Annotated in this window: 30 protein-coding genes and 1 riboswitch; of the genes, 18 read left to right on the top strand and 12 right to left on the bottom strand. The window is 69.1% G+C overall.

Features of this window, described 5'->3' with window-relative positions:
- Positions 1-4: 4 nt before the first annotated feature.
- Together C8D93_RS05340 and ubiB are read left to right on the top strand one after the other, a co-directional pair.
- A complete protein-coding gene (locus C8D93_RS05340; protein ID WP_146216516.1) occupies positions 5-628 on the top strand; it encodes a ubiquinone biosynthesis accessory factor UbiJ in 624 nt (207 codons plus the stop codon).
- Complete coding sequence (gene ubiB / locus C8D93_RS05335) at positions 625-2238, top strand: ubiquinone biosynthesis regulatory protein kinase UbiB (RefSeq protein WP_110264119.1); 1614 nt, start codon at positions 625-627, stop codon at positions 2236-2238. Before C8D93_RS05340 ends, ubiB begins: the two co-directional genes overlap by 4 nt.
- On the opposite strand, the gene C8D93_RS05330 is transcribed toward ubiB, so the two are convergent.
- The 3 genes from C8D93_RS05330 to C8D93_RS05320 all read right to left on the bottom strand — a co-directional run bounded on the left by C8D93_RS05330 (position 2216) and on the right by C8D93_RS05320 (position 5678).
- Positions 2216-3049, bottom strand: a complete 834-nt coding sequence (locus C8D93_RS05330) for a divergent polysaccharide deacetylase family protein (RefSeq protein WP_110264118.1) — start codon at positions 3047-3049, stop codon at positions 2216-2218. The genes ubiB and C8D93_RS05330 overlap by 23 nt on opposite strands.
- A 16-nt stretch (positions 3050-3065) precedes the next feature.
- Positions 3066-4406 carry a carboxyl-terminal processing protease CtpA gene (locus tag C8D93_RS05325; RefSeq protein ID WP_110264117.1) on the bottom strand — a complete coding sequence of 447 codons (1341 nt, stop codon included), beginning with the start codon at positions 4404-4406 and terminating at the stop codon, positions 3066-3068.
- 120 nt (positions 4407-4526) lie between these two features.
- Complete coding sequence (locus tag C8D93_RS05320; protein ID WP_110264116.1) at positions 4527-5678, bottom strand: murein hydrolase activator EnvC family protein; 1152 nt, start codon at positions 5676-5678, stop codon at positions 4527-4529.
- Positions 5679-5757: 79 nt separating this feature from the next.
- Here C8D93_RS05320 and C8D93_RS05315 point away from each other — a divergent pair, with 79 nt between their 5' ends.
- From C8D93_RS05315 to C8D93_RS05300, 4 genes are read left to right on the top strand one after another with little or no spacing between them, the layout of a single operon-like run.
- Complete coding sequence (locus tag C8D93_RS05315; protein WP_110264115.1) at positions 5758-6183, top strand: rhodanese-like domain-containing protein; 426 nt, start codon at positions 5758-5760, stop codon at positions 6181-6183.
- Between the two features lie 10 nt (positions 6184-6193).
- On the top strand, positions 6194-6448 hold the full coding sequence (gene grxC / locus C8D93_RS05310) for a glutaredoxin 3 (protein ID WP_110264114.1): 255 nt from the start codon (positions 6194-6196) through the stop codon (positions 6446-6448).
- Between the two features lie 10 nt (positions 6449-6458).
- Positions 6459-6983 (top strand): protein-export chaperone SecB, encoded by a 525-nt coding sequence (secB, locus tag C8D93_RS05305; RefSeq protein WP_110264113.1) that lies wholly within the window; start codon positions 6459-6461, stop codon positions 6981-6983.
- A 53-nt stretch (positions 6984-7036) separates the two neighbouring features.
- Positions 7037-8041: an NAD(P)H-dependent glycerol-3-phosphate dehydrogenase gene (locus C8D93_RS05300; RefSeq protein ID WP_110264112.1), complete on the top strand. Its 1005-nt coding sequence runs from the start codon at positions 7037-7039 to the stop codon at positions 8039-8041.
- An 84-nt stretch (positions 8042-8125) separates the two neighbouring features.
- On the opposite strand, the gene trmL is transcribed toward C8D93_RS05300, so the two are convergent.
- Positions 8126-8593, bottom strand: coding sequence for a tRNA (uridine(34)/cytosine(34)/5-carboxymethylaminomethyluridine(34)-2'-O)-methyltransferase TrmL (gene trmL / locus C8D93_RS05295; RefSeq protein WP_110264111.1), 468 nt, complete (start codon positions 8591-8593; stop codon positions 8126-8128).
- The gene (locus C8D93_RS05290; protein WP_110264110.1) at positions 8590-8898 is read right to left on the bottom strand and encodes a putative signal transducing protein; all 309 of its coding nucleotides are present in this window, start codon (positions 8896-8898) and stop codon (positions 8590-8592) included. The genes trmL and C8D93_RS05290 overlap by 4 nt, the downstream gene beginning before the upstream one ends.
- A 113-nt stretch (positions 8899-9011) precedes the next feature.
- Between C8D93_RS05290 and C8D93_RS05285 the strand changes: the two genes are divergently transcribed.
- A complete protein-coding gene (locus tag C8D93_RS05285) occupies positions 9012-9302 on the top strand; it encodes a hypothetical protein (RefSeq protein ID WP_110264109.1) in 291 nt (96 codons plus the stop codon).
- A gap of 20 nt (positions 9303-9322) precedes the next feature.
- Here C8D93_RS05285 and C8D93_RS05280 read toward each other — a convergent pair whose 3' ends face one another.
- Positions 9323-12079 (bottom strand): M16 family metallopeptidase, encoded by a 2757-nt coding sequence (locus tag C8D93_RS05280; RefSeq protein WP_110264108.1) that lies wholly within the window; start codon positions 12077-12079, stop codon positions 9323-9325.
- 38 nt (positions 12080-12117) lie between these two features.
- Here C8D93_RS05280 and ampD point away from each other — a divergent pair, with 38 nt between their 5' ends.
- From ampD to C8D93_RS05265, 3 genes are all read left to right on the top strand, one after another.
- The gene (ampD, locus tag C8D93_RS05275; protein ID WP_110264107.1) at positions 12118-12699 is read left to right on the top strand and encodes a 1,6-anhydro-N-acetylmuramyl-L-alanine amidase AmpD; all 582 of its coding nucleotides are present in this window, start codon (positions 12118-12120) and stop codon (positions 12697-12699) included.
- An 89-nt stretch (positions 12700-12788) separates the two neighbouring features.
- Positions 12789-13658: a regulatory signaling modulator protein AmpE gene (ampE, locus tag C8D93_RS05270; protein ID WP_110264106.1), complete on the top strand. Its 870-nt coding sequence runs from the start codon at positions 12789-12791 to the stop codon at positions 13656-13658.
- On the top strand, positions 13658-14524 hold the full coding sequence (locus tag C8D93_RS05265; protein ID WP_110264105.1) for a helical backbone metal receptor: 867 nt from the start codon (positions 13658-13660) through the stop codon (positions 14522-14524). The genes ampE and C8D93_RS05265 overlap by 1 nt, the downstream gene beginning before the upstream one ends.
- Here the strand turns inward: C8D93_RS05265 and C8D93_RS05260 are convergent.
- The 3 genes from C8D93_RS05260 to C8D93_RS05250 all read right to left on the bottom strand — a co-directional run bounded on the left by C8D93_RS05260 (position 14499) and on the right by C8D93_RS05250 (position 18165).
- Positions 14499-15044, bottom strand: coding sequence for a cob(I)yrinic acid a,c-diamide adenosyltransferase (locus tag C8D93_RS05260; RefSeq protein WP_110264104.1), 546 nt, complete (start codon positions 15042-15044; stop codon positions 14499-14501). The two genes, C8D93_RS05265 and C8D93_RS05260, sit on opposite strands and share 26 nt — an antisense overlap.
- Positions 15045-15124: 80 nt before the next feature.
- Positions 15125-16273 carry an NHL repeat-containing protein gene (locus C8D93_RS05255; protein ID WP_146216515.1) on the bottom strand — a complete coding sequence of 383 codons (1149 nt, stop codon included), beginning with the start codon at positions 16271-16273 and terminating at the stop codon, positions 15125-15127.
- The gene (locus C8D93_RS05250; RefSeq protein WP_170123913.1) at positions 16270-18165 is read right to left on the bottom strand and encodes a TonB-dependent receptor plug domain-containing protein; all 1896 of its coding nucleotides are present in this window, start codon (positions 18163-18165) and stop codon (positions 16270-16272) included. The genes C8D93_RS05255 and C8D93_RS05250 overlap by 4 nt, the downstream gene beginning before the upstream one ends.
- Positions 18166-18240: 75 nt before the next feature.
- Positions 18241-18432, bottom strand: a riboswitch (cobalamin riboswitch).
- A 43-nt stretch (positions 18433-18475) separates the two neighbouring features.
- Between C8D93_RS05250 and C8D93_RS05245 the strand changes: the two genes are divergently transcribed.
- Positions 18476-19282 (top strand): inositol monophosphatase family protein, encoded by an 807-nt coding sequence (locus C8D93_RS05245; RefSeq protein ID WP_110264101.1) that lies wholly within the window; start codon positions 18476-18478, stop codon positions 19280-19282.
- Here C8D93_RS05245 and C8D93_RS05240 read toward each other — a convergent pair.
- Positions 19269-19922 carry a histidinol-phosphatase gene (locus tag C8D93_RS05240; RefSeq protein WP_110264361.1) on the bottom strand — a complete coding sequence of 218 codons (654 nt, stop codon included), beginning with the start codon at positions 19920-19922 and terminating at the stop codon, positions 19269-19271. The genes C8D93_RS05245 and C8D93_RS05240 overlap by 14 nt on opposite strands.
- A gap of 125 nt (positions 19923-20047) precedes the next feature.
- On the opposite strand from C8D93_RS05240, the gene C8D93_RS05235 reads away from it, so the two are divergent.
- The 3 genes from C8D93_RS05235 (at position 20048) to bfr (ending at position 21460) form a co-directional block, all read left to right on the top strand.
- Positions 20048-20560 (top strand): RNA pyrophosphohydrolase, encoded by a 513-nt coding sequence (locus C8D93_RS05235; protein ID WP_110264100.1) that lies wholly within the window; start codon positions 20048-20050, stop codon positions 20558-20560.
- A gap of 72 nt (positions 20561-20632) precedes the next feature.
- Positions 20633-20863, top strand: a complete 231-nt coding sequence (locus C8D93_RS05230) for a (2Fe-2S)-binding protein (RefSeq protein ID WP_110264099.1) — start codon at positions 20633-20635, stop codon at positions 20861-20863.
- A 114-nt stretch (positions 20864-20977) separates the two neighbouring features.
- Positions 20978-21460, top strand: coding sequence for a bacterioferritin (gene bfr / locus C8D93_RS05225; protein WP_110264098.1), 483 nt, complete (start codon positions 20978-20980; stop codon positions 21458-21460).
- Positions 21461-21565: 105 nt separating this feature from the next.
- On the opposite strand, the gene hemJ is transcribed toward bfr, so the two are convergent.
- Complete coding sequence (gene hemJ / locus C8D93_RS05220; RefSeq protein WP_110264097.1) at positions 21566-21982, bottom strand: protoporphyrinogen oxidase HemJ; 417 nt, start codon at positions 21980-21982, stop codon at positions 21566-21568.
- A gap of 106 nt (positions 21983-22088) precedes the next feature.
- Here hemJ and argC point away from each other — a divergent pair, with 106 nt between their 5' ends.
- Genes argC through erpA form a run of 4 tightly spaced genes read left to right on the top strand, consistent with a single transcriptional unit; the run spans position 22089 to position 24748 of the window.
- A complete protein-coding gene (gene argC, locus C8D93_RS05215; protein WP_110264096.1) occupies positions 22089-23120 on the top strand; it encodes an N-acetyl-gamma-glutamyl-phosphate reductase in 1032 nt (343 codons plus the stop codon).
- 12 nt (positions 23121-23132) lie between these two features.
- Positions 23133-23888 (top strand): DUF6776 family protein, encoded by a 756-nt coding sequence (locus tag C8D93_RS05210; protein ID WP_110264095.1) that lies wholly within the window; start codon positions 23133-23135, stop codon positions 23886-23888.
- A 2-nt stretch (positions 23889-23890) separates the two neighbouring features.
- Positions 23891-24394 carry a bactofilin family protein gene (locus C8D93_RS05205; RefSeq protein WP_110264094.1) on the top strand — a complete coding sequence of 168 codons (504 nt, stop codon included), beginning with the start codon at positions 23891-23893 and terminating at the stop codon, positions 24392-24394.
- 21 nt (positions 24395-24415) lie between these two features.
- Positions 24416-24748, top strand: coding sequence for an iron-sulfur cluster insertion protein ErpA (erpA, locus tag C8D93_RS05200; RefSeq protein WP_110264093.1), 333 nt, complete (start codon positions 24416-24418; stop codon positions 24746-24748).
- 13 nt (positions 24749-24761) lie between these two features.
- On the opposite strand, the gene C8D93_RS05195 is transcribed toward erpA, so the two are convergent.
- Entirely contained in the window at positions 24762-25862 is a 1101-nt protein-coding gene (locus C8D93_RS05195; RefSeq protein ID WP_110264092.1) for an anhydro-N-acetylmuramic acid kinase, read from the bottom strand.
- Between the last annotated feature and the right edge of the window lie 2 nt (positions 25863-25864).

Genomic DNA, 25864 nt, shown 5'->3' with positions numbered 1-25864 from the left:
CCCCGTGAGCGCCCCGGCATGGCTGTGCGCGGGGATGGAGATCGCCCTGAACCGTCATCTCGCGCTCGAACCGGCGGTGCTCGCGCAATGCGCGAAGCTGTCCGGACGCATCATCGAATTGCGCACGGAAACCCCCGACTGGGCGTTCTGCCTGGAGTTCCACGGCGGCGGTGTCCGTGTTGCGCCGCAGGCGCCGCGCGAGCCGGACGTGCGCGTACGCGGCCGGCTGCAGACCCTGTTCCAGCTCGCCCTGAAAGCCGCACGCGAAGGCGGCGACGTCGGCATTCCGTCCGGACTTCGTGTCGAGGGCGATGTCGAACCCCTGCAGCGCTTCACTCGTCTGCTGGCCGAGGTCGGCTTCGACGCCGAGGAGTTCGCGGCGCGTTTCGTCGGTGATGCCGCCGCGCACCGCGGCGTCGCCGGGCTGCGCCGGCTGTTCGCCTGGGGACAGCGCAGCGCATCGACGCTGGCGCTCGACACTGCCGAGTATCTGCGCGAGGAGACCGGCGACCTGGCCCGTGCAGCGGACGTCGCCGACTGGGCCGCCGGCGTGGAGACGCTGCGTGACGACGTCGCCCGCTTCGAGGCGCGGCTGCGACGCTTCGAAGCACGGGCCCGCGCCGCATGAGCCGGCCCCTCGGCGTGTCGCGCTGGCGGCGTATCTGGCAGATCCGGCGCGTCGTCGCGCGCTACGGGCTGCGCGAGTTCCTCAAGCCCGGCCGCACCTCCCGCGATCCGCGGCCGCGCGGCGAACGCCTGCGCCTCGCGCTGCAGGAGCTCGGTCCGGTCTTCGTGAAGTTCGGTCAGGCCCTGTCGACCCGGCCGGACCTGGTGCCTCCGGACATCGCCGGACAGCTCGCGCTGCTGCAGGATCGCGTGCCGCCGTTCCCGGCTGCCGAGGCGCGCCGCGTGATCGAGGCGGAGCTCGGGCGTCCGGTCGAGCAACTGTTCGCGAGCTTCGACGATACGCCGCTGGCATCGGCCTCGGTCGCGCAGGTGCATGCGGCGCGCCTGCATCCCGGTGCGGACGGCAGCGAGGGAATGGAGGTCGTCGTCAAGGTGCTGCGGCCGGACGTGGAGCGCGTGATCGCGGCCGACGTCGAGTTGCTGCACACGCTGGCCGCGCTCGCCGAGCGGTTCTCGTCGACGGCGCGTCGCCTGAGGCCGCGGGAGGTCGTTGCGGAGTACGAAAAGGTCATCCTCGACGAACTCGACCTGATGCGCGAGGGCGCCAGCGCAGCCCTGTTGCGACGCAACTGGCTCGGCTCCGACCTGATCTATCACCCGCTGGTCTTCTGGGACTACACGCGTACCCGCGTGCTGGTGCTGGAGCGCATCCACGGCATCTCGATCCGCGAACTGGACCGCTTGCGCGCACTCGGCGTGGATTTCGAGGCCTTGTCCGAGCGCGGCGTCGAGATCTTCTTCAAGCAGACCTTCCGCGACAATTTCTTCCACGCGGACATGCATCCGGGCAACATCTTCGTGGATGCGAGCGATCCGAAACGACCGCGCTACCTGGCCGTGGACTTCGGCATCGTCGGGCAGCTCACGCCGAGCGACCAGCGCTATCTGGCGGAGAACTTCTACGCGTTCTTCAACCGCGACTACCGGCGCGTCGCCGAGTTGCATGTCGAGAGCGAGTGGATTCCGGCTGCAACGCGCGTCGAGGAGTTCGAGGCGGCGATCCGGACCGTCTGCGAGCCGATCTTCCAACGTCCGCTGAGGGAAATCTCCTTCGGCTTCTTCCTGCTGCGCCTGTTCCAGATCGCCCGCCGTTTCGACTATCAGGTGCAGCCGCAGCTCGTGCTGCTGCAGAAGACCCTGCTGCAGATCGAGGGGCTGGGGCGTCAGCTCAACCCGGACCTGGATCTGTGGAAGACCGCCAAGCCGATCATGGAGGACTGGATGCGCAGGCGCATCGGTCCCGCAGCGACGCTCGAGCGCCTGCGCGAACAGTTGCCGCACCTCGCGGATGCGCTGCCGCAGATCGTCCGGCAGCTCGCGGCACCGGCATCCGGGGCGGCAACGCGACGGGAGCTGGCCGTGCTGCGCGAGGAGCTGCGCGCGGCCTCGCGGCGACAGCTGCGGATGATCGCGGGCGGCGCGCTGGGTCTGTGCGCGACCGGGGTCTACGTGGCAGGTGCAGGGTGGAAGATCGCGGGCGCGCCCGCGCTGGCGTGGGGGCTCGCCGCTGCGGCGCTCGCGCTCGCCGTCAGTGCGCTGCGCCGCCGCTGAAGTCGCCGCCGGCAGCCGCCACCGGGACGCTGAGCGACTGCGACATCCGCAGGCGCAGCGGCAGCACCGGCGGTTCGCGTTCCAGGCGGCGGATCAGCTCGGACGGTGTCACCAGCTCGACGCCGAGGGTGTCGAGTTGCGTCAGGACTTCTTCGAGCACCGCAACGGTTTCCGGGTAGGGGTGCCCGATCGCCAGCGCGCCGCCGCTGCGGTGTGCCAGCGCGACCAGCCGGCTGAACTGCTCGCGGACGTTCTCGATCCCGCGCTCGTGGTCGAGAAAGACATGCCGGCGCGTGGCCGGAATGCCGTAGGCGCGCGCTAGCGGGTACGCGATGCTGTGGCGGCTGGTCATGCTGTCGACGAAGAAGCGGGTGCCGCGTAGCGACAGTTCGCGCATCACGGCGTGCATGATGCCGCGGCTTGCCGTGGCGCGGCTGCCCTGGTGATTGTTGACACCGGTGGCGTAGGGCACGGCCTCGAGCAGACGCGCGAGCTGCCGGCTGCGGTCGGCCGGCGGCTGGCCGACGCGCAGCGCGAGCGGGTGACCGCGCCCGGCCTCGGGTTCGAGCGGCAGGTGGACCAGGATCTCCTTGCCGGCCATGTGCGCGCGTTCCGCCAGCGTGCGCGTGTGCGGAGACTCCGGGAGGAAGGCACAGGCGATGGCGCCCGGCAGGTCGACGACGCGGCGGCCGCTGTCCCACTGGTCGCCGAGATCGTCGATGACGACGCTGATCATCGGCGTGGCGGCGGCGGTGCCGGCCGGCAGGCCGATCAGCGCCGCCAGCAGCATCCCCCGAAGCTGCCGGCGCATCGTTCGTTCCGGGGCGCTAGCGCGACGCGATCACCAGACCCTTGAGCAGATTCAGGGCCTCGTACAGTGCGTAATCGCTTTCGGCGAGCTCGCGGGCGGCCTTCTCCTGCTTGGCGGCCTGGGCGCGCTTCTTCTCGATCTCTTCCTTGTGCGCCGGATCGTCGTTCTCGTTGGTCAGGCTCTTGGCGAGGTCGGCCTCGGAGATCGGCGTGAACGGTTCGGGATCGCCGTCCTCGTTGCGCGCGATGCGCAGCGGCCGGATGACGATGTCGGGTTCGATGCCCTCGGCCTGGATCGAGCGGCCGGACGGCGTGTAGTAGCGCGCCGTGGTGATCTTGATCGCGCCCTGGTTCGACAGCGGCAGGATGGTCTGGACCGAGCCCTTGCCGAAGCTGCGGCTGCCGACGACGATGCCGCGGCGCTGGTCCTGGATGGCGCCGGCGACGATTTCCGACGCCGAGGCCGAACCGGCATTGATCATGACGACCATCGGCTTGCCGTCGAGCACGTCGCCGCCGCTGGCGTCGAACTCGCGCCCGCCGTCGCCATTGCGGCCGCGGATGCTGACGATCGCCCCCTTGTCGAGAAACGCGTCGCTGACCTTGACCGCGGCGTCGAGCACGCCGCCCGGGTTGTTGCGCAGATCGAGGATCAGGCCGCCGAGCGGCCCGCCCGATTCCTTCTCAAGCTTGGCCAGCTCCTTTTCCAGGTTCGGCGCGGTATCGGTGGTGAAGCTGGAGATGCGCAGGTAGCCGACACTCGGCTCCAGCAGGCGGCCACGCACGCTGGCGACTTTGATCACGGCGCGCTCGAGGTCGAGGACCTTGGGTCCCGCTTCGCCCTCGCGGACCAGCGTCAGGCTGATCTTGGTGCCCGGGTCGCCGCGCATGCGGTCGACGGCGTCGCTCAGGGTCAGGCCCTTGACCGGCGTATCGTCGATCTTCACGATCAGGTCGCCGGGCTGGACCCCGGCGCGGGCGGCAGGCGTGTCGTCGATCGGCGCGACCACGCGCACGAAGCCGTCCTGCATCTGCACCTCGATCCCGAGCCCGCCGAACTTGCCGGACGTGGCGATGTTCATTTCCTTGAACTCGTCGCGGTCCAGGTACGCCGAATGCGGGTCGAGCCCCGACAGCATGCCGCGCACCGCGTTCTCGAGCAGCGCCTTGTCTTCGACGTCCTCGACGTAGTCGGTCTTCACGCGGTTGAGGATCTCGACGAAGGTCTGCAGATCCTTCACCGGGACGGTGTCGGCCGATTTGGCCTTGTCGGCGAGCACGCCGGACGTGAGGCTCACCGAGGCGCCGATGAGGACACCGGCGGCGAGAGCCAGCGGCACGCGTTGAGTCAGGGGCATGAGGAGGCTGTGAAACTTAAACCGGGTGGGCACGATAACAACTGTAGGACTGATCGGAAAGCGTCGGGGTTCCGCCGCGAGCGAAGGTGGTATCGGCGGGGACGGGCGGCAGCATTCGGCTCATCGGGCCAGCCACTGGCGTGGATCGATCGCCTGGGTGCCCTTACGCAGCTCGAAGTAGACGCCCGGCTGCTCGTGGCCGCCGGTATCGCCGGCGCGCGCGAGCACCTGTCCGGCGCGAAGCATGTCGCCGACCTTGACCGTGGCCGTCTGCGCGTGTCCGTAGAGGCTGTAGTAGCCGCCGTCGTGCTCGACCAGCACGATCAGTCCGTAACGATGCAGCCAGCCGACGTAGACCACGCGCCCTCGCGCGACCACCTTGACCGGTGCGCCTTCGGCGGTGCCGATCCAGTGTCCCTTCCAGTTCAGCTTGCCGCCGGCCTTGGCCTGTCCGTAGCGCGCGATCAGCTTGCCGCGCGCCGGCCACGGCAGCTTGCCGCGCAGCGCCGGCAGCGGCTTGTCGGAGTAGCGGTCGGTGGTCGCCGGCGGCGGCAGGTCGGCCAGCGACTTCTCGACGCGTTCGATCAGCTCGCTGATCGAACGCTCGTCGGCCTGCAGCCGCTTGAGTTCCGAGCGTTCGTCGGCGATGCGCTCGCGCAGCTTCGCCAGCGCCCGCGAGCGCGCGCTGCGCGAATCCTTGAGTTCCGCCAGGGTGCTTTCCTGACGGGCCTTGAGGTCGCTCAGGCGGGCGATCTCGCCCTGCAGGCGCTCCGACACCGCTTCGAGCTCCCCGACGCGGCTGCGGATGGTCTCGATGGCGCCGGCCTGGGCACGCTGCAGGTACTCGTAGTACACGAGCACCCGGCCTACCTTGTGGACGTCGTTCTGGTTGAGCAGCAGCTGCGTCTGTCCCTGGCGGCCGATGACGTAGGCGGCCCGCAACTGCCGTCGCAGCGAGACGTTGCGCTGCTCGAGCGTCGACCGGGCGGCGACGATCTGCTTCTCGGTGTCGTGGATGCGCGCACGCTGCGCTTCGGTCTGCTGTTGCAGCGACGCCAGTTCCTTTTCGGCCGCCGCGATGCGCCGCTCGGTGGCCTGCAGGTCGCGCGCCAGTGCGTCGCGCTTGCTCTGGTCCTTCTCGATCGACTGCGAGACTTCGCCGATGCGGCTGCGCAGCTTCTCCAGTTCGGCTTGGCGCTGGCCGGCGTCCGCTGCGTCGGCAGCGGGCCACAGGCAGGCCAGTGTCAGCAGCAGGGCGGCGGGGCGGAACATGCGATAATGCTAGCAGTCCGCCGGACCGGTCCGGCGGCCGCAACCCATCCCCTTCCCGGCACAGGTGCAGCGTCCGCACATGGAGCAGTTTCTGGATTTCTTCGGCAATCATCCCGGCCTTTTCGCGGCGCTGGGCGTGGTCGCGCTGCTGCTGGTCGCCAACGAGGTTCACGGTCACCTGACCGGCGGAAAGCGCCTGTCGGTGCCCGAAGCGGTTCGCCTGATCAATGATCGCGATCCGATCATCCTCGATGTGCGCACGCCGGCCGACTTCCGCAAGGGGCACCTGTTGCGCGCGCGCAATGCGCCGGTGACCAAGCTCGACGAGCATCTCGGCCCGTTCGCGAAGGACAAGAGCAAGCCGGTGCTGGTGTACTGCGCGCTCGGGTCCAATGCGGTCACTGCGGCCGAGCGCTTGCGCAAGCAGGGGTTCGCCGAGGTCTATCCGCTACGCGGCGGGCTCAATGCCTGGCTGGGCGCCAACCTCCCGGTGACCACCAAGTGAGCCCGGCGCGATGAAAGCGGTGCGCATGTACAGCACGCGGAGCTGTCCGTTCTGCGTGATGGCCAGGCGCCTGCTGTCGTCCAAGGGCGCGCAGGTCGACGAGATCGCCGTCGACGATCGCCCTGAGCGGCGCGAGGAAATGACGCGCGTGACCGGCCGCTACACCGTGCCGCAGATTTTCGTCGGCGAGGTGCACGTCGGCGGTTGCGAAGACTTGTACGCGCTCGACCGCTGCGGGCGCCTCGATCCCCTTCTCAAGGACTAGCTTTCCGAAGATGAGCGACAACCCCAATCCGACCCCGACCGACGGTGCCGCAGGCGCCGCGCCGCAGCGCCAGGTCCTGCTGCAGAAAATCTACTGCAAGGACGCGTCGCTGGAAGTGCCGCTGGCACCGCAGGTCTTCACGCGGCAGTGGCAGCCGCAGGTCGACGTGCAGGTCAACACCGACATCAAGCCGCTGGATGGCGACAACTTCCACGTCGTGCTCGCGGTGACGGTGACGGCCAAGCTGGGCGAGGACGTCGCCTTCCTCGCCGAGGCGCACCAGGCGGGCATCTTCGTCGTGCGCGGCTTTGCCACCAACGAGGAGCGCCAGGCGATTCTCGGCGGCTATTGCCCCGGGCTGATCTTCCCGTTCGCGCGCGAGACCATCGCCGAGATGGTGCAGCGGGGTGGCTTTCCTCAGCTGCTGCTGCAGCCGATCAACTTCGAGGCGCTCTACCTGGAGCACCTGAACCGTGCCCGCGCACAGCAGAAGGGCGGGGCGCCGGCGCAGCCCGCGGCGACGCCGACGCACTGAGCGTCGGCCCTCGACCGTCCCGGCGCGGCCGCGCCGCACATGAGGAGAGAGACATGGCCGACTGTGCGATCGGGGTGATAGGCGCGGGTTCGTTCGGCACCGCGCTGGCGATCCATGTCGCGCGTCGCGGTGCGCCGACCCTGCTGTGGGGGCGCGACGCGGCACGCGTTGCCGCGATGCAGGAGGCGCGCGAGAACGCCCAGTATCTGCCGGACTGCAGCTTCCCGGTGATGCTGACCGCGACGGCCGACCTCGCCGCGCTCGTGCGCTCGTGCGAGGACCTGCTGATCGCCACCCCCTCGCATGCCCTGCGCGAAACCCTCGACGCGCTCGGACCGCTGCTGCGGGACGGCCAGGGCCTGGTCGCCGCGTGCAAGGGCCTGGAGCCCGGCTCCGGCCGGCTGGTGCACGAGGTCTTCGATTCGGCGCTCGGCGGGGATCGACCGGTCGCCGTGCTGTCCGGGCCGACCTTCGCCAAGGAACTGGGCATCGGTCTGCCGACCGCGGTGACGATCGCCGCGCGCGACGAGGCGTTTGCAGAGAAGATCGCGATACGTCTGCACGGCGGCGGCTTTCGTGCCTACTGGACCGACGACCTGCCCGGCGTCGAGCTGGGCGGAGCGGCCAAGAACGTGATGGCCATCGGCGTCGGTATCGCAGACGGCCTGCAACTCGGCGCCAACACCCGCGCGGCACTGATCACCCGCGGCATGGCCGAGATCATGCGGCTGGCGGAGGCGCTCGGCGCCCGTCCCGAGACGCTGATGGGACTCGCCGGCATGGGCGATCTCGTGCTGACCTGCACCGACAACCAGTCGCGCAACCGCCGCATGGGACTGCTGCTAGCCCAGGGCAAGTCGGTGGACGACGCCACGCGCGAGATCCGCCAGGTCGTCGAGGGCATCAAGGCCGCGCCCGAGGTGCTGCGACTGGCGAAGCAGCACGGTGTCGAGATGCCGATCACCGAGGCCGTCGGCGCCGTGCTCGATGGGCGCACGAATCCGGTGGAGGCAGTCCGCGCACTGGCCACCCGCCCGGCGAAGCCCGAAGCGGGCTGAGGGGCGCGCTCTTTCGATCACCCGGCGGTCGGTGGCCGGATTTCCCCTGGGCAGGAACGGTTTCGTCGAGCGTGATTGCGGGCCCTATTCCTGTGCGCCAGCGAAGCCCCGTTGCCGCCAGGCCTCGAACACCGCGACGGCCACGCTGTTGGACAGGTTGAGGCTGCGGTTGCCTGGCCGCATCGGCAGACACAGGCGCCGGTCTTCCGGAACGCTGTCGAGCAGTTCCTGCGGCAGGCCGCGTGTCTCCGGGCCGAACAGCAACAGGTCGCCGTCCTCGTAACGCACGGTATCGAAGCGTACGCGGCCCCGAGTCGAGAAGGCGAGCAGGCGGGCGGTGGGAAACGACGTGAGCAGGGCGTCGAGCGACGGGTGACGATGCACGACGGCGAGGTCGCGGTAGTCGAGCCCCGCCCGGCGCAGGTGACGGTCCTCGAAAGCGAAGCCCAGCGGTTCGATCAGATGCAGTTCCGCGCCGGTGTTCGCGCACAGACGCATCACGTTGCCGGTGTTGGGTGGAATCTCCGGCTGATACAGCACGACGCGGATCACGGCGACGGTCGCTCCGCGCCGCAGGCCCAGCAGATCTCGAAGGTCACCGGCGACTGTTCGCCGCAGACGCAGTGCCAGGCGGCGTGGGCGTGACGACGGCGCTCGTACTCGCGCAGCAGCGCCCGCGCCCGCGGTTCGTCGGCGGCGTCTCGCAGGACCAGTCGCGGGTAGGCGTCGGCCTGCAGTTCGCCGCGCGCGCCCCAGAGCTGCGAGCCGAGCACGACCGCGTCGATGCCGTGCGACGCCAGATAGCTGCGCAGGATTTCGACTTCCACCGGGTCGGCGGCGCTGTAGACCGGAATCATGCGCCATTGTAGGCCGCGCCGGCCGCAGGGCCGCAGCGTGTTTGACACTGCGCCGGCCCCTACCTAAGCTCCGCGAGTCGCAGTAAAAAGCGTGGCCAGAAGAGGGACTTACGATGAATTCCTTGAAACATTTCGCAGCCGCCGCCGTGCTGGCGCTGGCAGCGTCCGTCGGCCATGCCCAGATGGACAGCGTCGACGAGTCGCCGTCCGCAGCGGCGATGGCCTTCGACTTCGTCGTCGTGCGCCCGCTCGGACTGGTGGCGACCGTCGGCGGCATTGCCTTGTTCATCGCGCAACTGCCGTTCGCGCTGATCCAGGGCGAGCCCCCGAGCGAGCCGGCACAACGCTTCGTCGTCGAGCCGGCGGCCTACACCTTCACGCGGCCGCTCGGCGAACTCGAGTAGCCGCGCCCCGCGGCAAGCGCCTATCGCAGGCGCTTGCCGTCGGTATCCAGTACCGTCACCTCGCCCCAGCCGAGTTCGCGCACCGGGGCCTCGATGCGTGACAGATCGCCGACGATCACCCAGGTCAGCGACTGCGGCTGCAGCAGGCGGCGCGCGGCCGCATTGGCGTCCTTTGCGGACAGTTCGGCGATACGGCCGACGTAGTCGTTCCAGTAGTCGTCCGCGAGGCCGTGCACGAGGATCGTCGTGTACGAGCCGGTGATGTCGCCGACGGTTTCGTTCTCGCCGGGCAGTGAGCGGACAAGGCTGTCGCGCGCGAAATCGACCTCGGCGGGCTTGAGCGGCTGACGGCTACGCGCATCCTCCAGCTCGCGTCGCATCTCCCGCAGCGCATCCAGCGTGCGGTCGGATTGCACCGGCGCGTAGGCGATGAACGGACGCTGCGCCTTTGCGTTGGAGATCGACGTGAAGGCACCGTAGCTCCAGCGCTTGTCCTCGCGCAGGTTCATGTTCAGCCGTGACACGAAGTTGCCGCCGAGCACGGTGTTGGCGAGTTGCATCGCCAGATCGTCCGGGTCCGAGCGCGGGGGCGCCAGATGCGCGCCGAGAATCAGGGACTGCTCGGCGCCCGTGCGATTGACCAGGAAGATGCGCGGCTTGTCGGGCAGGGCGACGGCATCGAGCTGCTTGACCGGGGCGGCCTGCGCCGGAGCCGCCCAGGCGCCCAGTCGCGCCTCGAGCAGCGGCACGATCTCTTCGAGCGTGGTGTCGCCGACGATCAGCAGCGTCGACGTGTCGGGGCGTATCCAGCGGGTGTAGAACGCCTTGAGATCATCCAGCGTGATGGCGCGCACGCTGTCCTCGGTGCCGGCGCCGCTGCGCGGGTTGGCGTAGGCATGACCTTCGCCGTAGATCAGCGCCGGATACAGGCGCGAGGCAATGCCGTAGGGCTCGGCTTTCTCCTGCTGGATCGTCGCCAGCAGCAGTTGCCGCAGGCGCTCGAGTTCGTCGGCGGGGAAGCGCGGACGCAGCAGCACGTCGGCGAACAGGTCGAGGCTGGGCTCCAGTCGCGCCTTGAGCGCGTTCAGGTTGACGAAGGAGGTGTCCAGCGACGAACCCGCGGCGAGCTGCGCGCCGAGGCGCTCGGCGCGCGCCGCGAGGGCCAGGGCGTCGTCGTCGCCAGCGCCCTCGTCGAGCATGTCCAGCGTCAGCCGCGCCGTGCCGGCCTTGATGCCGGCGTCGGCGGCGAAGCCGGCATCCGCGATCAGCGACAACTGCACCAGCGGCGCTTCGTGGCGTTCGGCCAGCACGACCTCGAGGCCGTTGGACAGTTTCGCGCGGCGCAGCGGCGGCAGTTCCAGATCCGGCGGCGTGCCGAGTTCCGGCAGCTTCGATCGGTCGGCGCCGCTGTCGGCCACCTGGTGTTCGGGGAAGGGTTCGACGGTGAGCACGAACACGCCATCGGCGAGCCAGTGCCGCGCCATGTCGCGCACGGCCAGGGGCGTCGCGTCGCGGATCTCGTCCAGCTCTTCGGTGTAGCGCTCGGGTGTGCCGCAGTAGACCTCGTACTGCGCGAGCGTCGCCGACTTGCCGCCGAAACCGTCGACCCGCTCGAGTCCGCGCAGTGCCTGCGCGAAGGTCTTCGTGCGCACGCGTGCCAGCTCTTCGGCGGTCGGGCCATCGCGCAGGAAGCGCTCGAGTTCCTCGTCGATCGCGCGCTCGACCGCGGCAGCATCGCCACCGGGCTTGACGGTGACGTCGATCATGAACTGCGAAGCGATCTCGAACGGGCCGAGACCGACGCTGACGCCGGTGGCGATCTGGTCGCGGTAGACGAGGCGCTCGTAGAGGCGGCTGTTCTTGCCGTCACCGAGCACGCCGGCGGCGATGCCGAGGATGTTCGCCTGCGAATCGCAGAACCCGGGGACGTTCCAGACCTTGAAGATCCGCGTCTGCGGGACGCGATCCTGCAGCACCATGCGCTTTTCGCCTTCCATCGGGGCGGCCCAGGCCTCGTGGCGCCGGCGCACCGGCCCCGCCGCGATGTCGCCGAAGTAGTGCTCGACCTTGTGGCGGACGTCTTCGGCATCGACGTCCCCGGCAATGACCAGCACTGCGTTCGCGGCGCCGTAGTGCTCGCGGAACCAGTCCTTGACGTCGTCGAGCGTTGCCGCCTTCACGTCCTCGTACGAGCCGATGGTGGTCCATGAATACGGGTGCCCGGCGGGATAGGTCGCCTGCGCAATCGCCTCCCACACCTTGCCGTAGGGACGGTTCTCGCCCTGGCGCTTCTCGTTGAGCACGACCTCGCGCTGCTCGTCGAGGCGTGCCTGGTCGATGGCGCCCAGCAGGTGTCCCATGCGGTCGGACTCGAGCCACAGCGTCAGGTCGAGCGCATTGACCGGCACGTTCTGGAAGTAGTTGGTGCGGTCGTACCATGTGGTGCCGTTGAGCTTGGTGGCGCCGGCGGCTTCGAGCGGGCGGAAGAACTCGTCGTTGAAGTTCTCCGAACCGTTGAACATCAGGTGCTCGAACAGATGGGCGAAGCCGGTGCGTCCCGGGCGCTCGTCCTTGCTGCCGACGTGATACCAGATGTTGACGGCAACGACCGGTGCCTTGCGGTCCTCGTGCACGAGCAGGGTCAGGCCGTTGGGCAGGACGTGCCGCTCGTAGTCGATGCGGACCTCGGGAAACGCGTCATCGGCCGACCATGCTGCGGGAACGGACAAGACTCCCGCTGCCGTCGCGATGACGGCCGCCATCCAGTGCTTCATCATGAGCCCCACTTTCTAGGTATCTGCGCTTTTATACGCCCATGAGTGCACAGACGCGCGCAGCCGGCAAAGGTTCCCCGCGGGTGAGCGCCGACGGCTGGCTTGCCGGTGCGCGCCGCCTGCCCTCGCCGAACTGCGACGACCGCCCGCCGGGCGAGTCCGTCAGCCTGCTCGTCATTCACGGCATCTCGATGCCGCCGGGCACCTTCGGCGGCCCGGGCATCGACGCCCTGTTCTGCAACACGCTCGACCCGGACGAGCATCCCGCCTTTGCCGAGGTGGCGGCGCTGCGCGTGTCCGCGCATCTGCTGATCCGCCGCGACGGCCGCGTCACGCAGTACGTTCCGTTCGAACGCCGCGCCTGGCATGCCGGGGTTTCGCGCTTCGACGGGCGCGAGCGCTGCAACGATTTTTCGATCGGCATCGAGCTCGAAGGCACCGACACGCGGGCGTACACGCAACGACAGTACCGACGGCTGGCGCGGGTGATCGCCGCGATCCGGCAGCGGTATCCCGCGATTGTCCCGCAGCGCATCGTCGGACACAGCGACATTGCGCCGGGCCGCAAGACGGACCCCGGCCCGTCTTTCGACTGGCAGCGGCTGCGGGCCCTGATCGCCTAGAGTATCGCCATGTTCCGAACGCGCCACAGATCGGCCCGACAGATTCCGGCGAGTGCCGGCAGAGCGGATTGCGTCCGCCGGGGGCGACGATGACGCTGATCGGCATACTGCTGGCCCTGTTGCTCGAACGCCTGCTCGGGCATCTGCCCGGCTGGGGGCGGCCGGTCCTGTTTCTCGCGGTGATGCGCGGGCTGCATGCGCTCGCGCCGCAGCGTCTGTGGCGCTCGCTGGCGTTGCCGGTGCTCATCGTCGTGCCGCCGGCGGTCTTGGTGTGGTGGGGCTTCGGGCTCATCGAAGGTCCGATCGTGCGGCTGCTGCTGTCTGCGGCCGTGTTGCTGCTGTGCCTGGGGCCGCGCGATCTCGCCGAGGACGTGCACGACCTGCTGCAGGCCCGGGCCGAGGGCGATGCCGAGCGGGCGGCGCAGCTCGCGCGTGCCCTGCAGCGGGGGGCGCAACCGGGCGAGACCCATCGCTCGCTGGTCGGCGCGCTGTTCGTGCAGTCGCACGAGAAGCTGTTCGGCGTGCTGCTGTGGTTCTTCGCGCTCGGGCCGGCGGGCGCCGTGCTCTATCGTCTGGTCAGCCGCCTGCCGCGCCTGCTCGACGAGACTGCGCCCGATTCGCCGGCGTTGCGCGCAGCAGACTGGCTGCATGCGGTGCTGGCCTGGCTGCCTGCGCGGGTGACGGCGCTGGTCTACGGCCTCGCCGGCAGTCTCGACGATGCCCTGGCGGCCTGGCGTCAGCTCTGGCGCGAGCCCGAACCCGAACACGGTTGGCGGACACAGACCTGGGCGGTGCTCGCCGAAGTGCCGTCGGCTTCGCTCGGTGCGGAGGAGCAGGGCGGCGCGGTCGTGCCGGCGAGCCTCGAAGCCCTGCTGACCGAGGTGCTGCGCATGCAGTGGCGGGCGCTGCTGATCATGCTGGCCGGATTCGCACTGACGACGACCGGACAGCTGCTCTGATGCGCCGTGTCTTCGCCTTGATGCTGGCGCTGTACGCCGGTGCCACGGCCGCTGCCGAGCGTGTCGTGGCGCTGGCACCGCACCTCGCGGAACTGGCCTGCGCCGTCGGTGCCTGTCCACGGCTCGTCGGCGTGGTTGCCTACACCGACGCCCCCGAACAGGCTGCGGCGCTGCCGCGCGTCGGCGACGCGTTCAGCGTCAACCTCGAAGCCCTGCTGCGCTTGCAGCCCGACCTGGTGCTGGCCTGGGACGGCGGTACGCCGGCTGCGACCGTCGAGCGTTTGCGTGGTCTCGGTCTCGCGGTCGAGACGGTTGCGATCCGCGATCTGGATGGCATTGGCGTCGCGCTCGAACGGGTCGGTGTGCACATCGGCGCACCGGGTACCGCGCAGGCCGTCGATGATTTTCGCGCGCGGCTCCAGGCCCTGCGCGAGCGCTACCGTGACCGCGCGCCGCTGCGCGCCTTCTACCAGACCGAGACGGCGCCGGCGTTCAGCGTGAACCGTCGCAGCCCGATTCACGAAGCGCTCGAGCTGTGCGGCGCCAGGAACGTTTTCGCCGACTTGCCGGCGCTGGCTGCGGCCGTCGGCCGTGAGGCGGTGATCGCGGCCCGACCCGATGTCGTCGTGCACTCGCAGCAGGAGGACCCTGCCGCCATTGCCGACTACTGGGCACGGCTGCCGCGACTGCCGCCGTCCGATCCCCGTCGACGCGTCGTCGTCGACGGCAACACGCTGACGCGGCAGTCGCCACGCATGCTCGACGGCATCGCGGAGCTGTGTGAAGGACTGGACCGCGTGCGTGCGCTCGCGGCTGCGAAGGACGCTGCCGCGGACGCGCCTAGGCCGACACCCTCGCCCAGGTGACCTCGCCGCCGTGGGCACGGGCCAGGTGTCGCGCGATGACGAACAGCAGGTCCGACAGGCGGTTGAGGTAGCGCAGCGATGCGGCGTTCACCGGCGACGTTTCGTGGGTGCGCCATAGCGCACGCTCGGCGCGGCGCGCGACGGCACGGGCCAGATGCGCCTGCGCGCCCAGGGGCCCGCCGCCGGGCAGCACGAACTCCTTGAGCGGCGGCAGGTCGGCGTTGAACGCCTCGAGCCAGGCGTCGAGTGCGGCGGCCTGCTCGTCGCCGATGACGGGATAGCCGGGCATCGCGATCTCGCCGCCGATATCGAACAGGCGATGCTGGATCTCGCGCAGGGGCTCGGCGAAGCGCGCCGGCGGCGACAGCGCCAGCAGCACGCCGATGGTGCTGTTGAGTTCGTCGAGATCGCCCATCGCGGCGAAGCGCGAATCGGTCTTCGGCAGGCGCTCGCCGGTGGCCAGGCCCGAGGTGCCGGAGTCGCCGGTGCGTGTCGCGATCTTGCTGAGTCGGTGTCCCATGAAGTGTTCCGGCAGGTGCAGGTGTGCAAGCGTAACGGCAGCAGCGGGCGGGCGCCGTGGCCGGCGCCCGCCCGCATCGCTCAGCGGGCGACTTCGGCGACGGTGACGAAGTCGATGTTGATCGGCGTGAGAACCGTGTCGACGAGTGGCGCTAGCACTGTCTCGGCGCCGGCGGCGAAGCCGAGCACCGTGACACCGGGGGCGGCGCTTTCGCTGCGGCCGACCCAGACCTGGCCTTGGACATCGACGGCGAGGCTGCTCAGGCCGACGCCGGCGAGCCCCGCGACCACGACCGGCGTCGCCGGCGCGTCCGGATCGAAGCGATACAGCGTCTGGTCGTCGCCGAAGCCGGCGCTGCCGATGAAATAGCCACGCTGTGCGTCGACGACGACCGCGTCGGCGATCTGGCCATAGGGCGCATCCTCGGGCGTACCGTCGTCGATCAGCAGCGTGGCCTCGCTCTCGGCCGTGTCCACGACGGCGATGCCGCCTTCGTAGAGCGGTGCGAAGCTGCCGTCGAAACCGCCGTCGGCAACGACGAACAGGCGCTCGCCTTCCGGATCGGCGAGCAGGCGCGAAGGGCTGCGCACGGGCAGGTCGATGGTGTCGACCAGTGTGTCCGTCGCCACGTCGATGACGGCGAGTTGCCCGGACCGGGTGGCGGCAAAGTTCTCGAGGCGCTGCAATGCCACGTAGAGGCGACTGCCGCGAAGGATCGCGGCGCTCATCTCGGGGATGCCGTCGTCGTCGAGCGCCGACAGGTCGATCTCGCCGATCTTGAACGAGGCTTCGTCCGTGGCCGATGGATCGACGATCCAAAGGCTGCCCGATCCGTAGCGCAGCAGGTAGGCCTTGTCCGCGGCTGCGGAGATCAGGTCATAGGGGTTGCTGCTCTGGGTGTCGCCGGCGTCCTGCGTGGAGTAGGTGTAGGCCGGAGTCTGCGGGTTTTCCGGGTCGAAGCGCTTGATGCGGTCGGAGCCGAAACGCTCGATCAGGAAGTAGTGGTCGCCGCCGCTGCGCACGACGATGTCGGACGTGGTCGGCGCGAGGTTGTTGGTCGCTGCATACGGGGGCTGCTGGTCGATCAGCGAGACGGCGCCGCTGCTGTAGTCCGGTGCCCGCGCGGCGACGACGGCCAGGTCCTTGAACGGCGGCGGAGCGGCGTTGTCGTTGTCCGAGCAGGCGGCGACTGCGAGCGGCAGCAGCCAGAGCGTCTTGCGTAGCGTCATGGTGAACTCCGAGGTGAAGAAACGGCCGTCGCCGGCCAGGTCAGCGACAGCAGCCATCGGCGGCCGGGTGTCGGGAATCCGTTGAACTGCTCGGCGTTGTCGTCGCGCAGGTTGAGCCACTGCAGCGTCCAGCCGAGCGCGCCGACGCTGCCGAACGCGGCGAGATCGTGGCGTCGCAGGGGCTCGGCTTCGAGCAGGTTGGCGCTGTCGTAGTACTGGCCGGCCTCGTAGCGGAAGGCGTACTGCAGGCGCAGCGTCGGCCAGCCGTACGACAGGCGCGTATCGAGCTGCTGCTCGTAACGCCCCGGAAGCTGTTTGCCGCGACTGGCGCGTACGGCGCTGCGGTCTTCGGTCTGCTGCCAGGTGCCGCCCAGATGCCAGTCCCAGCCGTTCCAGCTGCGGCCCGCGCCGAACTCGATGCCGTAGATCAGCGCGCGCTCGGTGTTCACCGAGCGGCCGATCCCCTGGCCGTTGTAGGTCGGGCTGATGGCGTCGTGCAGGTCCTGTCCGAAGGCGGTGAGCTCCATGTCGACGTTCGCGAGCAGACATCGCGTCCCGAGGTCGGCGTAGGCGGCGCGCTCCGGCGAGAGCTCGGGGTTGCCCTTGAACAGGCCGCGATCGCCGTAGCGTTCGAAGAACGTCGGTAGCCGCTCGCGGTGGCCGAGATTGGCCGCGATGCGGCAGGCATCGAAGCGGCGGCTCAGCCCGACCGCCGGTTCGATGCGCCAGTGCGCCGGGCGGTCGCCGTCGTGGCGGTCGCGCGACCAGCCGAGCTGCAGACTGGCGTCCAGTTGCCACGGCGTGGCGCTTTGCCACTGCAGCCCGGTTTCCGCAGCCAGGCGCTCCGCGTCGATCGCGGCGCCGCCGTCGAGTGCATCCCGCGAGCGATAGTCCTCGTGCTCGATGCGCGCGGCGGCGTCGAGGCGCCCGACGGTGCCGTTCACGCTCAGCGCGCTGCGGCGTGTGTCGTCGCGCGTGTCCTGCGCCTGCAGCCCCAGTTCGCTGACCGGGTCGCGAAAGCGTTCGCGGGTGTGCCGGTGCGACAGGCTTGTGCGCCAGTCGGCGCCCGGCGGGCTGGACAGCGCCAGCGCGAGCGACTGTGTCTGCAGTCGCGCGGCAGTGCCTTCCGCGTTGAGCCGGGTGGGCAGCTCCTGTGTGTCGTCGACCGCATGGGCCGTGAGCTGCATCGGGCCCGCGTAACGCAGCCAGGCGTAGTGCTGCCGGGTGCCGGCGTTGCGACGGTGCTCGTGCCGGTTGCGCTCCGGGTCGGCCGGGTCGAAGGCGCCGAAGGTGTTGCGGTAGGTGAAGTCGTTGTCCGCTTCGCGCGTGCCGGCGGCGAACTGGACCGGATCGGCCAGTTGAGCCGCCGCGTGGACCTGACGTTCGCCGAAGCTGCCGAGGCGGGCCTGCGCCGCCAGTGGCGCCGGCAATGTGGTCCGGCTGCGCAGATTGATGGTGCCGGCCAAGCCACTGCCGATGCCGACCGGGACCCTGCCCTTGTGCACCTCGACGGACGAGAGCAGCAAGGGACTGACCAGGGACAGCGAGCTGGCTTCGCCGCCGCCGGTGTCCAGCGGCAGCCCGTCGAGCAGCACCCGTACCTGCCGCCCGTTGCTGCCGCGCAGTCCGGCTTCGCTGTAGCTGCCCAGGCCGCCGGCGCTGCGCACCTGGACGCCGGGCAGTCCCGCCAGCAGTTCCGCCAGATCGATGGCCGACAGCGGATCGACGTCGACCCGGATCGTCGCGCCGCTGCCGTCCAGCGATGCGCGCTCGCCGTCGACGATCACCGGCGACAGCTCGGTTCCGGCCGCGCAGCCGGGCGCAGACGCCAGCAGCGCCAGTACCGCGGCGCAGCACGAACCGATGGAGGACGGGCGATCGATGACCGGCAAGCCAGACTCCGCGCGAGCAGAAAACGTCCGTGGCCGGTATGGCTTCGCCAACCGCACAGTCGCCCACCGCGACCACGGCTACCTGATGCGCAGGCCGGTCTCCGGGCTCCTGGCTCGTCGTGAGGCTTGGCCTTCCCGGCCCTGTGGGGCCAGTGGCGTTCGCCGCGTGTGTTGCCAGTTACCGTTGCGGGGGCAGCGTCCGGATTTCACGGACTTCCCGTTTCACCGCGGCCTTCGAGCCGCGGCACCTGCGCGGCCGACAGTGTACCCGGTAAGATGCCGCGCCCGTTCATCCGTTTGCCGTATCGCCATGAGTTCCGCCCCGCTTGCCGCCGCCCTGGACGCCGCACATGCCGCCAGCGACATCATCCGCAAGGCGTTCCGCGGCAACTTCGACGTGCAATACAAGGCCGACGCTAGTCCGGTGACCGAGGTCGACGTCGCCGCGGAGAAGGCGATCAAGGCGGTGCTGCAGGCACGGTTCCCGGGCTACGGGTTCTTCGGCGAGGAGACCGGCAAGGACCACGCCGACGCGGAATACCTGTGGCTGGTCGATCCGATCGACGGCACCAAGGCCTTCGTCCGCGGGTATCCCGTGTTTTCCGTCCAGATCGCGCTGATGCATCGCGGCGAACTGAAGCTCGGCGTGTCCTGCGCCCCGTGCTGGAACGAGGGGCTGGGCGAACTGCTCTGGGCCGAATCAGGGCAAGGCGCGTGGCGCGGCCTGCTGGATACGCCCGCCGCGCAGTTCGAGCGCCTGCAGGTGTCGCAGATCGGCAGCCTGGACAAGGCGACGCTCTCGACCGGCAATCTCGCGACGTTGGCGCGTGCGCCGCAGTGGGCGGCGCTCGGCCAGCTGATCCCGCAGCTGCACCGTATCCGCGGCTACGGCGATTTTCTGCACTACCACTGGCTGGCGGCCGGCAAGCTCGACGCGGTCGTCGAGTCGGACGTCAACATCCTCGACATCGCCGCGCTGGCGGTGATCGTGCGCGAGGCCGGCGGGACCTTCACCGACCTGGACGGGCGCGATCTGGGCCTGGACACGCGTACGGTGCTGGCCACCAATGGCCGCCTGCACCCGGCGTTCGGCAGCCTGAGGCTCAGCGCAGGCTGATCACGTCCCAGCCGCGCTCGAGCGCGGCGGCCCGCAGGGTGGGGTCGGGGTCTACCGCGACCGCGCGATCGGCCATCTGCAACAGCGGCAGGTCGTTGTGCGAGTCGCTGTACGCGCAGATGCCGTCGAAGCGCTGGCCTTGTGAGGCCATCCATGCGCGCAGCCGCGTGACCTTGCCCGCCTGGAAGTTCGGCGTTCCCTGCAGCCGGCCGGTATAACGGCCGTCGACGATTTCCGGGTCGGTGGCCAGCAGGTTCGGTACACCGAGCATCTCGGCGATCGGCTCGACGACGAAGCGGTTGGTTGCCGTGGTGATCAGCAGCGTGTCGCCATCGCGGCGGTGCCGGTCGAGCAGCGCGGCCGCGCCCGGAGCCACCATCGGCGCGACCCGCTCGTCGATGAAGCGCTGCCGCAGCTCCTTCATGAAGCTGGTGTCGCGCTCGACCAGCGGTTGCAGCACGAAGGCGCCGTAGGCGTGGATATCCAGGGTCCCGGCCTGATACTCGCGGTAGAAGCGCTCGTTGCTGCGCGCGTAGTGGGCGGAATCGACGACGCCGTTCTCGACCAGGAAGACGCCCCACAGGTAATCGCTGTCTCCGGCGAGCAGCGTGTTGTCGAGATCGAAGACGGCGAGATTCATGGCGGCGGAGGCATGGGCGCGGCCTGCGCATGCAGCGGCAGCACGGCGCGCGAGCATAGCAGCATTGCCGGTACTCGCCGCGCTGTGGAAAAATTGACCAGACATGCACAGGTTGGTTCAACCAAGTGATTGATTCGGATGGCTTTCGGCCGAACGTCGGGATCGTGCTCAGCGGCACGGACGGGCGTTTGCTGTGGGCCAAGCGGGTCAACCAAGAGGCCTGGCAGTTCCCCCAGGGCGGCATCCAGCGCGGCGAGTCGCCGCGCGAGGCGCTCTTCCGTGAGCTGCACGAGGAACTGGGCCTGCTGCCCGAGCATGTGCGGATCCTCGGGATGACCACGGGCTGGCTGCGCTACCGTCTGCCCAACCGCTATCTGCGGCGTTCGCGCGGCCGCACCTGCATTGGCCAGAAGCAGAAGTGGTTCGCCCTGAGGCTCATCGGCGCCGAGGCCGCCGTGCGCTTCGACGCCACGGGCAAGCCGGAATTCGACGGCTGGCGCTGGGTCGACTACTGGCATCCGATCGAGGAAGTGGTCGAGTTCAAGCGGGACGTATACCGTCGCGCCCTCAACGAACTGGCGCCCTTGATGGGGATCGAACCGCGCGAACCGGTGCGGCGCAGCGCGATCGCCGCCTGAGCCGTCGGACATCGGCCGTCAGGCTGATTCGCGTTGACAATCGTTCTCATTCGATTTTACGATTGCGACGCCATGTATCTCTGCGTCTGCAAAGCCGTCTCCGAGCGCACCGCCCGCCGCGCCATCCGCGAGCAGGGTGTGGTCAGCCTGCGCGAGCTGTCCCGCAGCCACGGCGTCGGCACCTGCTGCGGCAAGTGCGTGCCTGCCGCACGGGAGCTGCTGGAGCAGGAGCTGTCGAGCTGCACGAGCGCGCTGTCTCCGGCGACGCTGACGCTCGCGGGCGGAGTCGCGGCGGTCGCCTGAGCCTCGTCCCGGGGCGCAATTGAGAATCCTAAGCGCTTCTTCTCCCGTCGAGATTTCGTCACGGGTTTTTCACGCTGCCTATACTCGCTCCGACATTGACCAAGGAGCGGAACGATGCGTGGTGACGCGAAAGTCATCGAGTTTCTCAACCAGGCGCTGAAGAACGAGCTGACCTCGATCAACCAGTACTTCCTGCACGCCCGCATGCTCAACAACTGGGGCATGAAGCGGCTCGGCAAGCACGAGTACGAGGAATCCATCGACGAGATGAAGCACGCGGACAAGCTCATCGCGCGCATCCTGTTCCTCGAGGGGCTGCCCAACCTGCAGGATCTGGGCAAGCTCTACATCGGCGAGGACGTCAAGGAGATCCTCGAATGCGACCTCAAGCGGGAGAAGGAAGCGCATCCGATGTACCAGGAGGCCATCGCCTACTGCGAGAGCGTGCGTGACTACGTGACGCGCGAGTTGCTGGTGGAGATCCAGGAGAGCGAGGAAGAGCACATCGACTGGATCGAGGAGCAGCTTGGCCTGATCGAGCGCATGGGCCTGCAGAACTTCGTGCAGTTCGCCTGCGGGGAGATGAGCGAAGGGTGAGAGACACGTGAGCGGGCGCCACTGGCGCTCGCTTCGCATCGAGCGCCGAGCCACGGACGGTCACGACTCAGGTGAACAGCGCGCGAGCTTTTCGCCCTTCTGCCTTCAGAACGGCTTGACGATGACCAGGATGACGACCGCCAGCAGCGCGACGGCAGGCACCTCGTTGGCAATCCGGTAGAAGCGCGCGCTCCGCGTATTGCGTCGGGCCGCAAAGGCACGCACGCGTGTCTTCAGCCAGCCGTGGTACGCGGAAAGGCCGAGGACCAGCGCCAGCTTGGCGTGCAGCCAGCCCATCTGCAGATAGCCGGGCACCAGCCACAGCAGCCACAGGCCGAACACCCAGGTACCGACCATGCCCAGCGTCGTGATGGCATAGAGCCGACGCTCCATCACGCAGAAGCGCTCGTGGCCGGAATCGTCGGCGGTGTCGGCGTGATAGACGAACAGGCGTGGCAGATAGAACAGCCCGGCGAACCAGGCGACGACAAAGAAGACGTGGATGGCCTTGACCCAGAGCATGACGAGGAATCGGTGTCGGGGACGGCAGTGTATGCCAGGCCGCTGACGGTACAATGCGCGGCTTCGCAGGTGCGCCCTGCACCTCCTTGCCGGATGTGAAGCGCGAATGATCAAGGTCGGAATCGTCGGCGGCACCGGGTACACCGGCGCCGAACTCCTGCGCCTGCTGGCGCAGCACCCCGATGCGCGGGTCACGGTGCTGACTTCGCGCAAGGAAGCCGGCCTGCGCGCCGATGCCTTGTACCCGCATCTGCGCGGGCATTGCGAGTCGGTGTTCGAAGCGCCCGATGCGGAGCGCTTGAAGGGCTGCGACGCGGTTTTCTTCGCCACGCCGCATGGCACGGCGATGACGCTGGCGCCCGATCTGCTCGACGCCGGCGTGCGCGTCATCGACCTGTCGGCCGATTTCCGTCTCTCCGATCCCGCCGTGTTCAAGCAGTGGTACGGGCTTGAACACGCGAGTCCCCAGTGGCTCGAGCGGGCGGTCTACGGCTTGCCGGAAGTCGATCGCGAGCGCATCCGCGAGGCGCGCCTGGTCGCCAATCCGGGTTGCTATCCGACAGCCGTGCAGCTCGGCTTCCTGCCGCTGCTCGAAGCGGGGCTCGCGCCGCGGCAGGGGCTCGTGGCCGACTGCAAGTCCGGCGTCAGCGGCGCCGGCCGCGAGGCCAAGCTCGGCTCGCTGTATTGCGAGGCGGGTGACTCCTTCAAGGCCTACGGCGTGTCCGGGCATCGGCACTGGCCGGAGATCGCGCAGGGGCTCGGGCGCATCGCCGGCGGCCCGGTCGCCGTGAGCTTCGTTCCGCATCTGGTGCCCATGATCCGCGGCATCCACGCCACGCTGTACGTGCCGCTCGCGCAGCCGCTCGACGAGTTGCAGGCCACCTTCGAGCGGCGCTATGCCGACGAGCCCTTCGTCGACGTCATGCCGGCCGGCGCGCATCCCGAGACGCGCAGCGTGCGCGCGAGCAACCTGTGCCGCATCGCCGTGCATCGTTCGGCGGACGGCGCCCATGCGATCGTGCTGAGCGTGATCGACAATCTGGTGAAGGGGGCGTCCGGCCAGGCCGTTCAGAACATGAACCTGATGTTCGGTCTCGACGAACGCAGCGGCCTGCTCGCGCCGCCGCTGGCGCCCTGAGCCGGAACCCGCATGCAGCCGCGTATCGTCGTCGCGCGCCAGCGCCCGTGGTGGCTGAAGCCGGCGCTGATCGGCGGCGGCGGGTTCCTGCTGGCGCTCGGCGCATGGGGGCTCTACCTGTACACGCGCGCATCCACGGTGTCGGATTTCGAGCACGCGCGGCTGGAAGTCGAGCAACTGCGCGAGGAACGCCGCGGGCTGACGCGCGACCTGCGCATGGCGCGCGAACAGATTCGCGAGCTGGAGGAACAGGTCGCCTATGTCGAGCGCTCCCAGCAGATCGACACGGAGGCCTGCAACGAGGTGCGTGCGTCGCTGGGCGACCTGCAGGCCGAGGCCTCGGACCTGCGCGAGCAGCTCGCCTTCTACCGCGGGATCGTCGCGCCGGAGCAGTCGCGTGCCGGCGTGCGGGTCTATGAGTTCAAGATGCAGCCGGCGGCGACCCCGGACCGGTACGCCTACGAACTCGTGCTGATCCAGTCGGTGCGGCACGACAAGCGCGTGGCCGGTCGCATCGACCTGGAGCTCGTGGGCGAGCGGGGCAATGCGGAAGTCCGGCTGCCCTGGGCGGACGTTTCAGTCGGTGATACGGTGCCGAATCTGGTATTTTCCTTGAAGTATTTCGAGGAATTCGCCGGCGAGATCGCCGTTCCCCGGAATTTCGAGCCTGTTCGCGTGACGGTGACGCTCGTGCCCGAGGGCAACGGCTCCCCGCGCGTCGACGAATCCTTCGACTGGGAGCGACTGGTCGGCCATGGAGGTCCCTAGCAATGTTCGGTGGCAACAGCGGCAACAACAGCAGCAGCAAGAGCAGCACCAGCACGAGCGTCGGCGTCGATACGCTGATCGGCCGGCAGACCGAGATTCTCGGTGACGTGCGCTTCACCGGGGGGCTGCATGTCGACGGCAAGATCAAGGGCAAGGTGATTGCCTCGGCCGACAAGGCCGCCGCACTGTCGGTGAGCGAACATGGGTCGATCGAAGGTGACGTGCGGGTGCCGAACGTCGTGCTCAACGGTACGGTCACCGGCGACGTGCACGCCTCGCAGAAGATCGCGCTGTCCGCGAAGGCACGGATCACGGGCAACGTCTTCTACCGGATCATCGAGATGGAAAGCGGCTCCAAGGTCAACGGGCAGCTGGTCCACGACGACGGTACGGGGGCGTCCGAGAACTTCAGCGGCGGCACCGCCGCGAAAGCCGAGGGTGGAAGCGACCCCCAGTCCGACGAACTCAGCGAGGCGCGCCGGGTCAAAGGCATCGTCAACGGCTGAGTGGTTCGCAGGACGGAAGAAATGGAAGAGTCGGTCATTTTCACCGAAGCGGCGGCGCAGAAGGTTTTCGCCCTCCTGCAGGAGGAGGACGATCCGCAGCAGATGCTGCGCGTTTTCGTCAGTGGCGGCGGCTGCTCGGGGTTCCAGTACGGCTTTCGTTTCGAGAAGCAGGCCGAGGACGACGACACGCGGGTCAAGCGCAGCGGGGTGACGCTGCTGGTCGACCCGATGAGCCTGCAGTACCTGCAGGGCGCCGAGATCGACTACAAGGAAAGCGTGGAAGGGGCGCAGTTCGTGATCCGCAACCCCAACGCCAGCACGACCTGCGGCTGCGGAAACTCCTTCACCGTCTGACCCCGGCGGCGGCTCAGGGCAGATACAGTCCGCCGAGCACCGTTTCGCGCGTCGCCCCTGTCACGGCGGGCAGGTTCCCCGGCAAAGCCTCGATGCGGCGCCATCCCAGCCAGGCGAAGGCCGCGGCTTCGACGAGATCGCCATCGAGTCCGAGGGCATCCGTGGTGTCCACATGGGCCGACGGCATGACCTGCTGCAGGCGCTCCATCAGCAGGCGGTTGTGGCGCCCGCCGCCGCAGGCGAACAGCCGTTCGGTCTGCGGCGCCTGACGCTGCAGCGAGGACGCGACCGACAGGACCGTCAGTTCGCACAGCGTCCGTTGCACGTCCGCAGGCTCGAGTTCGTCCACGCGCGGATGACGCGTCACCAGCCATGGGAGACCGAAGTAGTCGCGCCCGGTGCTCTTCGGTGGCGGGGCGGCAAAGTACGGGTCGGTCAGACAGGCCTCCAACAGTGTCTCGTTCACGCGGCCGGTGCGTGCCCACGCTCCGTCGCGGTCGAAGGGCCGGTCCAGATGCCGCTCGATCCATGCGTCCATCAGGCCGTTGCCCGGCCCGGTGTCGAAGCCGTGCGTGTGACCGTCGCCGGCGATCAGCGTCAGATTCGCAATGCCGCCGAGGTTCAGGATGGCGCAGGGCGCGTGCGAACCGAAGCGCGCCCGATGGAACGCCGGCACCAGCGGAGCGCCCTGGCCGCCGAGCGCCATGTCGGCGCGACGAAAGTCCGCAGCCACCGGCACGCCGCAGCGCACGGCGATCATCGCCGGGTCTCCCAGCTGGAGGCTGTTGCGAGCGCCGAGCGGGTCGTGGAACACGGTCTGACCGTGGGCGCCGATGACGCGGACCTCGCGGGCGAGGTCACCTGCGCTGCGCATCAGGTCCCCCGCGGCGGCGGCGAAAGCTTCCGCGACGGCGCGATCAAGCGCGGCCAGCTCGCGCAGACTCACGGGTTGATCCGGGTCGGTCTGCAGCGCCAGCAGGCGGCTTCTCAGGTCGTTGGTGTAGGTGGACCGCGCGCTGAGCCGGACCTGGGTCCGCGTGGTATCGACCTCGCACAGGACAGCGTCCACGCCGTCCATGCTGGTGCCCGACATCAGTCCGATGCACAGCGGCATCG

The sequence above is a fragment of the Sinimarinibacterium flocculans genome (genome assembly GCF_003201205.1).
In the GTDB taxonomy this organism is placed as follows: domain Bacteria; phylum Pseudomonadota; class Gammaproteobacteria; order Nevskiales; family Nevskiaceae; genus Solimonas; species Solimonas flocculans.
The sequence above is the reverse complement of the archived record's forward strand: the minus strand, read 5'-3'. Positions and strand labels throughout refer to the sequence as shown.

Coding starts and splice junctions, on each gene's coding strand:
- ampD (WP_110264107.1), top strand. CDS start 12,118: ATGAGTGCACAGACGCGCGCAGCCGGCAAAGGTTCCCCGCGGGTGAGC.
- C8D93_RS05205 (WP_110264094.1), top strand. CDS start 23,891: ATGTTCGGTGGCAACAGCGGCAACAACAGCAGCAGCAAGAGCAGCACC.
- erpA (WP_110264093.1), top strand. CDS start 24,416: ATGGAAGAGTCGGTCATTTTCACCGAAGCGGCGGCGCAGAAGGTTTTC.
- argC (WP_110264096.1), top strand. CDS start 22,089: ATGATCAAGGTCGGAATCGTCGGCGGCACCGGGTACACCGGCGCCGAA.
- C8D93_RS05245 (WP_110264101.1), top strand. CDS start 18,476: ATGAGTTCCGCCCCGCTTGCCGCCGCCCTGGACGCCGCACATGCCGCC.
- ubiB (WP_110264119.1), top strand. CDS start 625: ATGAGCCGGCCCCTCGGCGTGTCGCGCTGGCGGCGTATCTGGCAGATC.
- C8D93_RS05320 (WP_110264116.1), bottom strand. CDS start 5,678: ATGTTCCGCCCCGCCGCCCTGCTGCTGACACTGGCCTGCCTGTGGCCC.
- C8D93_RS05210 (WP_110264095.1), top strand. CDS start 23,133: ATGCAGCCGCGTATCGTCGTCGCGCGCCAGCGCCCGTGGTGGCTGAAG.
- C8D93_RS05315 (WP_110264115.1), top strand. CDS start 5,758: ATGGAGCAGTTTCTGGATTTCTTCGGCAATCATCCCGGCCTTTTCGCG.
- ampE (WP_110264106.1), top strand. CDS start 12,789: ATGACGCTGATCGGCATACTGCTGGCCCTGTTGCTCGAACGCCTGCTC.
- C8D93_RS05300 (WP_110264112.1), top strand. CDS start 7,037: ATGGCCGACTGTGCGATCGGGGTGATAGGCGCGGGTTCGTTCGGCACC.
- C8D93_RS05290 (WP_110264110.1), bottom strand. CDS start 8,898: ATGATTCCGGTCTACAGCGCCGCCGACCCGGTGGAAGTCGAAATCCTG.
- C8D93_RS05240 (WP_110264361.1), bottom strand. CDS start 19,922: ATGAATCTCGCCGTCTTCGATCTCGACAACACGCTGCTCGCCGGAGAC.
- grxC (WP_110264114.1), top strand. CDS start 6,194: ATGAAAGCGGTGCGCATGTACAGCACGCGGAGCTGTCCGTTCTGCGTG.
- C8D93_RS05260 (WP_110264104.1), bottom strand. CDS start 15,044: ATGGGACACCGACTCAGCAAGATCGCGACACGCACCGGCGACTCCGGC.
- secB (WP_110264113.1), top strand. CDS start 6,459: ATGAGCGACAACCCCAATCCGACCCCGACCGACGGTGCCGCAGGCGCC.
- C8D93_RS05325 (WP_110264117.1), bottom strand. CDS start 4,406: ATGCCCCTGACTCAACGCGTGCCGCTGGCTCTCGCCGCCGGTGTCCTC.
- C8D93_RS05195 (WP_110264092.1), bottom strand. CDS start 25,862: ATGCCGCTGTGCATCGGACTGATGTCGGGCACCAGCATGGACGGCGTG.
- C8D93_RS05265 (WP_110264105.1), top strand. CDS start 13,658: ATGCGCCGTGTCTTCGCCTTGATGCTGGCGCTGTACGCCGGTGCCACG.
- bfr (WP_110264098.1), top strand. CDS start 20,978: ATGCGTGGTGACGCGAAAGTCATCGAGTTTCTCAACCAGGCGCTGAAG.
- hemJ (WP_110264097.1), bottom strand. CDS start 21,982: ATGCTCTGGGTCAAGGCCATCCACGTCTTCTTTGTCGTCGCCTGGTTC.
- C8D93_RS05330 (WP_110264118.1), bottom strand. CDS start 3,049: ATGCGCCGGCAGCTTCGGGGGATGCTGCTGGCGGCGCTGATCGGCCTG.
- C8D93_RS05285 (WP_110264109.1), top strand. CDS start 9,012: ATGAATTCCTTGAAACATTTCGCAGCCGCCGCCGTGCTGGCGCTGGCA.
- C8D93_RS05280 (WP_110264108.1), bottom strand. CDS start 12,079: ATGATGAAGCACTGGATGGCGGCCGTCATCGCGACGGCAGCGGGAGTC.
- C8D93_RS05255 (WP_146216515.1), bottom strand. CDS start 16,273: ATGACGCTACGCAAGACGCTCTGGCTGCTGCCGCTCGCAGTCGCCGCC.
- C8D93_RS05230 (WP_110264099.1), top strand. CDS start 20,633: ATGTATCTCTGCGTCTGCAAAGCCGTCTCCGAGCGCACCGCCCGCCGC.